The sequence below is a fragment of the Streptomyces sp. SID5910 genome, from assembly GCF_009862125.1.
GTDB lineage: Bacteria > Actinomycetota > Actinomycetes > Streptomycetales > Streptomycetaceae > Streptomyces.
This window is the reverse complement of the sequence record NZ_WWHX01000965.1, coordinates 1-9,402: the sequence shown is the minus strand read 5'-3', so window position 1 is coordinate 9,402 and position 9,402 is coordinate 1. Positions and strand designations below refer to the sequence as shown.

The following is a 9,402-nucleotide window of genomic DNA, read 5'->3' as shown; positions in this document are numbered from 1 at the left end:
GGTCGTTCGCGGTGACCGGCGAGCAGCCGGCCGAGGCCCGCTCCTTGTTGACGAGCGCGAGGACCTGCGCCTCGGCCCCGCTCGCCCCGCCGGAACCCGACCCCGAGCCGGAGCCGGAGCCCGATCCGCCGCCGGAACCCGTGCCGCCGCCACCGCCGGCGGACCGGTCGGTGCTGCTCTTCACCGTCGCCCTCGCGGGAGCCGTGGACGCGGGCGCGGTCTTCTTCGTCTGCCCGGCGGTCGGGCTCGCCGTCCTCGACGGCGAGGCACTGGGCGTGGCGCTCACCCGGGGCGAGGCACTCGCCGAGGCACTCGGGCTCGCCGACGGGGACACCGTCGCCGCCTCACCGCCCGCCGCCACCTCGGCGTTCGGCGCACTGGCCGCGCTCGTCGTGACCCGGTCCGAGGCGCCGCCGTCGTCACCGCCGGAGACGGCCAGCGTGACACCGACGCCCGCCGTGACGGCGACGCCGAGCACCAGCACGGTGCCGCGCGTCCTCAGTCCGCGGTGGGGGCGTGCGTGGGAGTGGGACGGGCGAGCGGCTCGGCGGGAACCCATGCGCAGGACACCTCGGCTTGTCGATCGGTGCAGGGGAGACCCCGGTGGACGCCTGGGCGTCCACCGGGACTGTGGGGGGTTGCCGAGAGCCTAGGGCGGGCACGGTGCGGATACGGCACCTCGAAGGTCATCTTCAAGAAGCCTTAAGGAAGCCGACAGAGTCCGCTGAGGAATCCGGTGCACCGGACGCCCGTGGGAGTGGCCCGGCTCACATGGCGTACCGGCGGTGCCACCGACACCATGGTCTTTTGTCACCGGCAGGCTGAAGGGATCCACCATGTTCCGCAAGGTGCTGGTCGCCAACCGCGGCGAGATCGCGATTCGCGCGTTCCGCGCCGGCTTCGAGCTGGGCGCGCGCACCGTCGCGGTCTTCCCGCACGAGGACCGCAACTCGCTGCACCGGCTGAAGGCCGACGAGGCGTACGAGATCGGCGAGCCGGGGCACCCCGTGCGCGCCTACCTCTCCGTCGAGGAGATCGTCCGCGCGGCCCGCCGCGCCGGGGCCGACGCGGTCTACCCGGGCTACGGCTTCCTGTCCGAGAACCCCGAGCTGGCCCGGGCCTGCGAGGAGGCGGGCATCACGTTCGTCGGACCGAGCGCGCAGATCCTGGAGCTGACCGGGAACAAGGCCCGTGCCGTGGCCGCCGCCCGCGAGGCGGGCGTGCCCGTGCTGGGCTCCTCCGCCCCCTCCAACGACGTGGACGAACTCGTCCGCGCCGCCGACGACATCGGCTTCCCCGTGTTCGTGAAGGCCGTGGCGGGCGGCGGCGGGCGCGGCATGCGCCGGGTCGAGGAGCCCGCCCAGTTGCGCGAGTCCATCGAGGCGGCGTCCCGCGAGGCCGCCTCCGCCTTCGGCGATCCCACGGTCTTCCTGGAGAAGGCGGTGGTCGAACCCCGCCACATCGAGGTCCAGATCCTCGCCGACGGCGAGGGCGGCGTCATCCACCTCTTCGAGCGGGACTGCTCGGTGCAGCGCCGCCACCAGAAGGTGATCGAGCTCGCCCCGGCGCCCAACCTCGATCCGGAGCTGCGGGAGCGGATCTGCGCCGACGCCGTGAACTTCGCCCGGCAGATCGGCTACCGCAACGCCGGCACCGTGGAGTTTCTCGTCGACCGCGAAGGCAACCACGTCTTCATCGAGATGAACCCGCGCATCCAGGTGGAGCACACGGTCACCGAGGAGGTCACCGACGTCGACCTCGTCCAGTCCCAGCTGCGCATCGCCGCCGGTGAGACCCTGGCCGACCTCGGACTCGCCCAGGAGAACATCACCCTGCGCGGCGCCGCCCTCCAGTGCCGTATCACCACCGAGGACCCGGCCAACGGCTTCCGCCCGGACACCGGCACCATCAGCGCCTACCGGTCACCCGGCGGCTCGGGCATCCGCCTCGACGGCGGCACCACCCACGCCGGTACGGAGATCAGCGCGCACTTCGACTCGATGCTGGTCAAGCTCTCCTGCCGGGGCCGGGACTTCGCCACCGCCGTGGGCCGCGCCCGGCGTGCCGTCGCCGAGTTCCGCATCCGCGGCGTCGCCACCAACATCCCCTTCCTCCAAGCGGTCCTGGACGACCCGGACTTCCAGGCCGGGCAGGTCACCACGTCGTTCATCGAGCAGCGCCCGCACCTGCTCACCGCCCGGCACTCCGCCGACCGCGGCACGAAGCTGCTGACCTACCTCGCCGACGTCACGGTCAACAAGCCGCACGGCGAACGCCCCGAACTGGCCGACCCGCTGACCAAGCTGCCGCCGCTGCCCGCCGGTGAGCCCCCGGCCGGCTCCCGGCAGCGGCTCGCCGAGCTCGGCCCCGAGGGCTTCGCCCGCTGGCTGCGCGAGTCACCCGTCATCGGCGTCACCGACACCACGTTCCGCGACGCCCACCAGTCGCTGCTCGCCACCCGCGTGCGCACCAAGGACATGCTCGCGGTGGCGCCGGTCGTCGCCCGCACCCTGCCCCAGCTGCTGTCCCTGGAGTGCTGGGGCGGCGCCACCTACGACGTCGCGCTGCGCTTCCTCGCCGAGGACCCCTGGGAGCGGCTGGCCGCCCTGCGCGAGGCCGTGCCCAACATCTGCCTCCAGATGCTGCTGCGCGGCCGCAACACCGTCGGCTACACCCCGTACCCGACCGAGGTCACCGACGCCTTCGTGCAGGAGGCCGCCGCCACCGGCATCGACGTCTTCCGCATCTTCGACGCCCTCAACGACGTCGACCAGATGCGGCCCGCCATCGACGCCGTACGCGAGACCGGCACGTCGATCGCGGAGGTGGCCCTGTGTTACACGGCCGACCTGTCGAACCCGGCGGAGAAGCTCTACACCCTCGACTACTACCTGCGGCTCGCCGAGAAGATCGTGAACGCCGGCGCCCATGTGCTGGCCGTCAAGGACATGGCCGGCCTGCTGCGCGCCCCCGCCGCCGCGACCCTGGTCTCCGCGCTGCGCCGCGAGTTCGACCTGCCGGTGCACCTGCACACCCACGACACCACGGGCGGCCAGCTCGCCACCTACCTCGCCGCGGTCCAGGCCGGCGCGGATGCCGTCGACGGGGCGGTGGCGTCCATGGCGGGCACCACCTCGCAGCCCTCGCTGTCGGCGATCGTCGCCGCCACCGACCACACCGAGCGGCCCACCGGCCTCGACCTCCAGGCCGTCGGCGACCTGGAGCCGTACTGGGAGAGCGTCCGCAAGGTCTACGCCCCCTTCGAGGCGGGCCTCGCCTCCCCGACCGGCCGCGTCTACCACCACGAGATCCCCGGCGGCCAGCTCTCCAACCTGCGCACCCAGGCCATCGCGCTGGGCCTCGGCGACCGCTTCGAGGACATCGAGGCGATGTACGCCGCCGCCGACCGCATGCTGGGCCGCCTGGTCAAGGTCACGCCCTCCTCCAAGGTGGTCGGCGACCTCGCCCTGCACCTGGTGGGCGCCGGTGTCTCCCCGGCGGACTTCGAGCAGGACCCCGACCGGTTCGACATCCCCGACTCCGTGATCGGCTTCCTGCGCGGCGAGCTGGGCACCCCGCCCGGCGGCTGGCCCGAGCCGTTCCGCAGCAAGGCGCTGCGGGGCCGCGCCGACGCCAAGCCGGTGGCCGAGCTGAGCGCCGACGACCGCACCGGGCTGGCCAAGGACCGCAGGGCCACGCTCAACCGGCTGCTGTTCCCCGGCCCGGCGCGCGAGTTCGACACGCACCGCGGCAGCTTCGGCGACACCAGCGTCCTGGACAGCAAGGACTTCTTCTACGGGCTGCGCCCGGGCAAGGAGTACACCGTCGACCTCGACCCGGGTGTGCGGCTGCTCATCGAGCTCCAGGCGGTCGGTGACGCCGACGAGCGCGGCATGCGCACCGTGATGTCCACGCTCAACGGCCAGCTGCGGCCCATCCAGGTCCGCGACCGCGCCGCGGCCTCCGACGTCCCGGTCACCGAGAAGGCCGACCGGGCCAACCCGGGCCATGTCGCGGCGCCGTTCGCGGGCGTGGTGACCCTCGCCGTCACCGAGGGCGACACCGTGGAGGCCGGAGCCACCGTGGCCACCATCGAGGCGATGAAGATGGAGGCCACCATCACCGCGCAGAAGTCCGGCACCGTCGGCCGGCTCGCCATCAACCGCATCCAGCAGGTGGAGGGCGGCGACCTCCTCGTCGAACTGAACTGACCGCGCATGGACGGTGGCGCCCAGGACCGGTCCCGGTCCCGGGCGCCACCGCCGCGTTCACTCGCTCTTCGGAGCCGCCTGCTGCACCACCTCGAACGACCACAGCGTGGACCCGCTCGCCGCCGGCTTGGGACGCTCGCCGCCCTGCGCGCCACCGCCCTGGTGCGCCGACTTCATGGGGCCCTCCATCCAGGCCTGGAAGGCCTCCTCGTCCCGCCACCGCGTGTAGACGAGATAGGTGTCGGTGCCCTCGACGGGCCGCAGCAGCTCGAACCACTCGAAGCCGTCGGAGTTCTCCACCGCGTGGGCACGCGACGCGAAGCGCTTCTCCAGCGTCTCGCGCTGCTCGGCCGGCACGGTCAGTACGTTGATCTTGACTACGCTCATGGCCCCATCCTGCCGCACCCCGTGGTCAGCAGGCCCGGCGCCAGACCCCGAGCTCCGGTTTCTTCAGCATCGAGGACAGCCCCAGCCGGCGCGACTCGGGGCAGAAGCGGCCGGTCGGCTCGGCGTACTCGACGTGGAAGACCGCCTTGCCGGCCGCGACGAACGGCGTCAGCCGCTCGCACTCCCCGTACTGCGCGCACTCCTCGTTGACCGCGAAGTCGAACTCGTCCACCAGCTGCGGGATCTGCGGCAGGTCGTTCTTGAGCCCCACGGACAGACCGCGCTCGTGGGCGATCTCCGCGATCATGCGGTTGTACGCCAACTGGTCCCGGGCGGTGAGGGGGAAGCCGGTCTCGTTGTCGTAGCCCTCCACCAGATCGGGCTCCACCGCGTCGAAGCCCTTGTCCCGGCACATGTCGAACCGCCGCTCCATGATCGGCCGAAGTACGGAGACCCGGCGGATGTCGAGCCACCGCTCGCCCTGCCAGCCGTTGGGCGCGCCCAGCACCGCCCGGGGGAAGTCGTCCTTGTCCGGGCGGAAGCTCTCCCAGGCGCCGACGTTGATGTAGCAGATCACCTTGCGGCCCTCGCGGTGCAGCCGGGCCACGTCCGCCGCGCCGTTCTCGAAGCCGTCGATGTCGTAGACGGGGACGTCGGCCGACGGATCCACCCTGCCGTCGAGCTGCCACTGCCAGGCCAGCCCGGGGCGCGGCTGCCACAGCTCCCCGCGCGAGGTGGGCTCCGGCCGCGGGTCCTCGCCGCCCCCGCCGCCCGAACAGCCGGTCACCACCGAGAGGAACAGCGCGGACAGCACGGCGGCGAGCCCCCGTGCCCTCCTCATCGCCGCGCCCCGGTCAGGACGGGCGTCAGGGCGGCCCATGGGTTGGGCGGCTCTCCCGTCACGGGCCCGCTGACCGCGGCGCCCCGTTCCCGGGCGGTGCGCACGGCGAGCGGGGCGAGGGCCTCGGGCACGCCGTACACCAGGTGGCAGAACCGTTCGGGCGGGTGCCGGCGCGTCCAGTCCGGCCGGCTGAACGCCGACACGTACGTGGACCAGGGCCCCTCGAAGGTGACGACCAGGTCGGCGAGCCGGGCGTAGCCGGGCGCCGGGTGGACCCCCGGGTTGAGCACCACGCACGTCGTGCCCTGCCGCCTCAGGTCACGCACCAGCGCCTTGTGAGCGGGCAGTTCGCTCCTGGCCGCGCTCACCCGGTCCAGGAAGCAGCCGTCGGCCGCGTACCACTCCCGGTGCCGCCGGGCGTCCTCGACGACGTCGGCCGCGGGGCGGGTGCCGTAGTCCGTGTCGACGTAGCCGAGCAGCCGGGCGCCCGCCGCGCGCAGCGCCCCGGCCGCCGCGGTGAACGCCGGATCGGGCTCCTCGCCGGGCCCGTTCGCGGGGTTGAGGACGACGCCGTAGGTGCGGTCGGCCGCGGTGATCAGCCGGTGCCAGGCGCCGGGGTCCTCGGCCGGGTGGACGTACAGCGGGATCAGCAGGCTCACGACGGGACGTCACTTTCGGCGCGGAGGGGCGGTGCCGGTGGGCCGGCCGACCACAGCGCGGACGCGGAGTCGCCGAGCGTGTACGACGGCTCCCAGCCGAGCGCGGCCCGCGCGGCGGAGATGTCGGAACACTGCCAGGACACGTGCCCGGACCGGACGGACCCGGCACCCCGCTCCTCGATCCGGCCGCGGAAGCCGGCGGTCTCCGCCAGCATACGGACCAGGTCACGCACCGGTACCGCGTCCCCGCCGCCCACGTTGAGCACCCCGGGCAGCGGGCCGGGCACGGTCACCGCCCGTTCGACGGCCCCCGCGACGTCACGGACGTCGACGAAGTCCCGGTACGCCGACAGGTCGCCGAGCCGCAGCACCGCGTCCGGGTCCGTGCCCGCCTCGCGCAGCAGCGCGGTGACCCGGCCGGGCAGGCCGACGGCCGGGGCGCCGGGCCCCACCGGGTTGCCGACGCGCAGCACCACGGCGTCCAGGCCGGACGTGGCGACCGTGACCGTGCCGGCCAGCTTGGTGGCGCCGTAGGCGGTGAGGGGACGGGTGGGCGCCGACTCCGCCACCTTGCGGTGCGGCTCGCCCGGTCCGTACTCGGCGGCCGAACCGAGGTGGACCAGGCGGGCCGTGGGGCGGGCCCGGCCCAGCGCCGCGCACAGGACGGCGGGGCCGCGGGCGTTGAGCTCGGCGAGCGTCACCGCGTCGCCGCCCGTGGCGCCCGCGCAGTTGACGACGGCGTCGACGGCCGCCGACGCCAGCGTCCGGGCGAGCCGTTCGACGGAGTCGGCGGCGAGATCGACCGGGACGTCGGCGTCCGGCGAGCGTCCGGCGCCGAGGACCCGCGTGCCCGGCAGGGCACGGAGCCGCTCGGCGACATGGGCGCCCAGAAAGCCGGTGTGGCCGACAACGAGAATGCGCATGTGGTGCTCAGGCTCCCTTGAGCAGCAGGGACTTGCGGCTGGTGAACTCGGCGTTCGCCCGGTCGTAGTCGTCCGGGCGTCCGATGTCGAGCCAGTAGCCGTCGAACTCGTAGGCGTGCGGCGGGTCGCCGGCCCGCAGCAGGTCCAGCACCAGTTCGTCGAAGCCCAGCGGCAGCCCGGCGGTGTAGCCGTCGAGCGTCGTCCGGGACAGCCCGTACACGCCCATGGAGACGCGGTAGTCCATGCTGGGTTTCTCGGTGAACGCGACGACCCTGCTGGCGTCGGTGGTCAGGACCCCGAAGTCGATGTGCACCTTGCGAGCGTACGTGGCGATCGTCAGCGGTGCGCCGGAGGTGCTGTGCCGGCGCAGGACGTCGGCGTAGTCGAGGTCGGTGAGGACGTCGCCGTTCATCACCAGGAAGTGCTCCGGCAGCCGTTCGCGCATCGTCAGCAGCGGCCCCATGGTGCCCAGCGGGCTCTCCTCCGTGGAGTAGTCCACGGTCAGGCCCCACTGGGAGCCGTCGCCGACGTAGGCGCGGATGATCTCACCGAGGTGGCCTATGGCGATGGTGCAGCCGGTGAACCCGGCCGAGGCGAGCTGGCGCAGGACGATCTCGAGGATGGCGTGCTGGTCGCCGATGGGCACGAGCGGCTTGGGCAGCGCGGTGGTGTAGGGCCGCAGCCGGACGCCCTTGCCCCCGGCCAGGATCACTGCGTGCATGAGGTTCCCCCTCGGTCAACGTGCCGGTCTGGGTCAGATGTTGTAGATGCCGGTCTTGTAGCGGGCCAGGTTGGCCGGGTCGCGGAAGAACTCCACCGTGTGCGCGAGGCCCTGCTCCAGGTCGTGCGCCGGCTCCCAGCCGGTCGCCGCCCGCAGCCGGGTCGCGTCCGCGACCAGCCGCATCACCTCGGAGTTCGCGGGCCGCAGCCGCTCGGCGTCCTCCCGCACGTCGAGCGCGGTGTCCATCACCTTGCCGATCAGCGCCACCAGGTCGCCGACGGAGATCTCGCCGCCGGTACCGGCGTTGAAGGTGCGGCCCACGACCTGCTCGGCGGGCGCGGTGCCCACCGCCAGGAACGCCTGCGCGGTGTCCCCCACGAAGGTGAAGTCCCGGGTGGGCCGCAGGTCGCCGAGGGTGATGGTCCGTTCCCCGGCCGCCACCTGGCCGATGACGGTGGGGATCACCGCCCGCATGGACTGCCTCGGGCCGTAGGTGTTGAACGGCCGCAGCGTCACCACGGGGGTGTCGAAACTGGCGTGGTAGCTGTCGGCCAGCCGGTCCCCGCCGGCCTTCGAAGCGGCGTACGGCGACTGCGTGTTGATCGGGTGGTCCTCGGTGATCGGCACGGTCCGCGCGGTGCCGTAGGTCTCGCTGGTCGAGGTGTGCACCAGCCGCGGCGTGCCCTGGGCGCGCACCGCCTCCAGCACGTTCAGGGTGCCGGTGACGTTGGTGTCCACGTAACTGTGCGGCGCCCGGTAGGAGTACGGGATCGCGATGAGCGCGGCCAGGTGGTAGACGCAGTCGGCGCCCTCCACCAGATGCCGGACGGAGCCGGGGTCCCGGACGTCGCCGAGGACGATCTCGACCTGGTCGAGGACGTCGGGGGAGAGGGTCTCCAGCCAGCCGTAGGAAGAGAACGAGTTGTACTGCGCCATGGCCCTCACGCGGTGCCCCGAGGCCACGAGCGCCTCGGTGAGGTGGGAGCCGATGAAGCCCTCGGCTCCGGTGACGGCGGCGAGCGGTGTGGAGGTCACGCGGGGTCCTTCCGGTGGGTGAGCGTTTCCGTGGCGGGACGGGCCGCTGGGGCGCGGCGGTGTCGAGGCGGGCGGCTGAGGGTGTCAGGCATGGGCGGCCGGCCGGCCGAGCAGCCGCAGGACGCACCCGGTGAGACAGAGCGCGGTGATCGCGCAGACCGACGGCAGGGCCGCGGCGCCGGCCGGCAGTCCGTACAGCGCGACCGCGCCGGCGCCCGCGGCGGCCGTCAGGCACAGGGCGGCGGGCGGCCAGGCGACGCCGAAGGCCTGGAGCAGCAGCGACGTCCACAGGACCACCGCGAGCAGAGCCGTCGTCACCGGGTCGGCGTCCACCAGCAGCGCCGCCGGCACCAGCGGCCCGGCGTACGCCAGCAGGCAGCCGGCGAGGACGGCGGCCGACCGCAGCCGGAACGCGGCCGGGGTGGCGGTGGCCCGCAGCGCCGCCACCGACAGACCGCGGTAGCGGTACAGCAGCCACTCCGCCGGGCCCATGCTCACGGTCAGCACGACCACCGCCCACGGCTGCTCCCGGCCCGCCAGGAACACCAGCACCCCGGCGGCCAGCCCGAACAGGCCGTACGGCAGCGACCGCGACGGCCGCGGACGCACGGCCCCCACCGCCGGC

General features: G+C 73.5%; 7 protein-coding genes and 2 pseudogenes. 1 reads left to right on the top strand and 8 read right to left on the bottom strand.

All coding sequences use genetic code 11. The features are described from left to right. A pseudogene (locus GTW67_RS34630) lies at positions 1-559 on the bottom strand (CAP domain-containing protein); the annotation flags it as partial. A gap of 277 nt (positions 560-836) precedes the next feature. On the opposite strand from GTW67_RS34630, the gene GTW67_RS34625 reads away from it, so the two are divergent. Further along, a complete protein-coding gene (locus GTW67_RS34625) occupies positions 837-4,211 on the top strand; it encodes a pyruvate carboxylase (RefSeq protein ID WP_161168677.1) in 3,375 nt (1,124 codons plus the stop codon). A gap of 57 nt (positions 4,212-4,268) precedes the next feature. Here the strand turns inward: GTW67_RS34625 and GTW67_RS34620 are convergent, their stop codons facing one another. The 7 genes and pseudogenes from GTW67_RS34620 to GTW67_RS34590 form a co-directional block, all read right to left on the bottom strand. Continuing rightward, on the bottom strand, positions 4,269-4,598 hold the full coding sequence (locus GTW67_RS34620; protein ID WP_161168676.1) for an antibiotic biosynthesis monooxygenase family protein: 330 nt from the start codon (positions 4,596-4,598) through the stop codon (positions 4,269-4,271). Between the two features lie 25 nt (positions 4,599-4,623). After that, positions 4,624-5,439 (bottom strand): endo alpha-1,4 polygalactosaminidase, encoded by an 816-nt coding sequence (locus tag GTW67_RS34615; RefSeq protein WP_161168675.1) that lies wholly within the window; start codon positions 5,437-5,439, stop codon positions 4,624-4,626. Next, positions 5,436-6,098, bottom strand: a complete 663-nt coding sequence (locus tag GTW67_RS34610; RefSeq protein ID WP_161168674.1) for a spherulation-specific family 4 protein — start codon at positions 6,096-6,098, stop codon at positions 5,436-5,438. Before GTW67_RS34610 ends, GTW67_RS34615 begins: the two co-directional genes overlap by 4 nt. Further along, a complete protein-coding gene (locus GTW67_RS34605; protein ID WP_161168673.1) occupies positions 6,095-7,021 on the bottom strand; it encodes an NAD-dependent epimerase/dehydratase family protein in 927 nt (308 codons plus the stop codon). Before GTW67_RS34605 ends, GTW67_RS34610 begins: the two co-directional genes overlap by 4 nt. 7 nt (positions 7,022-7,028) lie before the next feature. After that, positions 7,029-7,742: a nucleotidyltransferase family protein gene (locus GTW67_RS34600; protein ID WP_161168672.1), complete on the bottom strand. Its 714-nt coding sequence runs from the start codon at positions 7,740-7,742 to the stop codon at positions 7,029-7,031. Between the two features lie 33 nt (positions 7,743-7,775). Next, positions 7,776-8,777, bottom strand: a complete 1,002-nt coding sequence (locus tag GTW67_RS34595; protein ID WP_161168671.1) for an SDR family NAD(P)-dependent oxidoreductase — start codon at positions 8,775-8,777, stop codon at positions 7,776-7,778. A gap of 84 nt (positions 8,778-8,861) precedes the next feature. Beyond that, positions 8,862-9,402 (bottom strand): annotated as a pseudogene (locus tag GTW67_RS34590) (hypothetical protein); the annotation flags it as partial.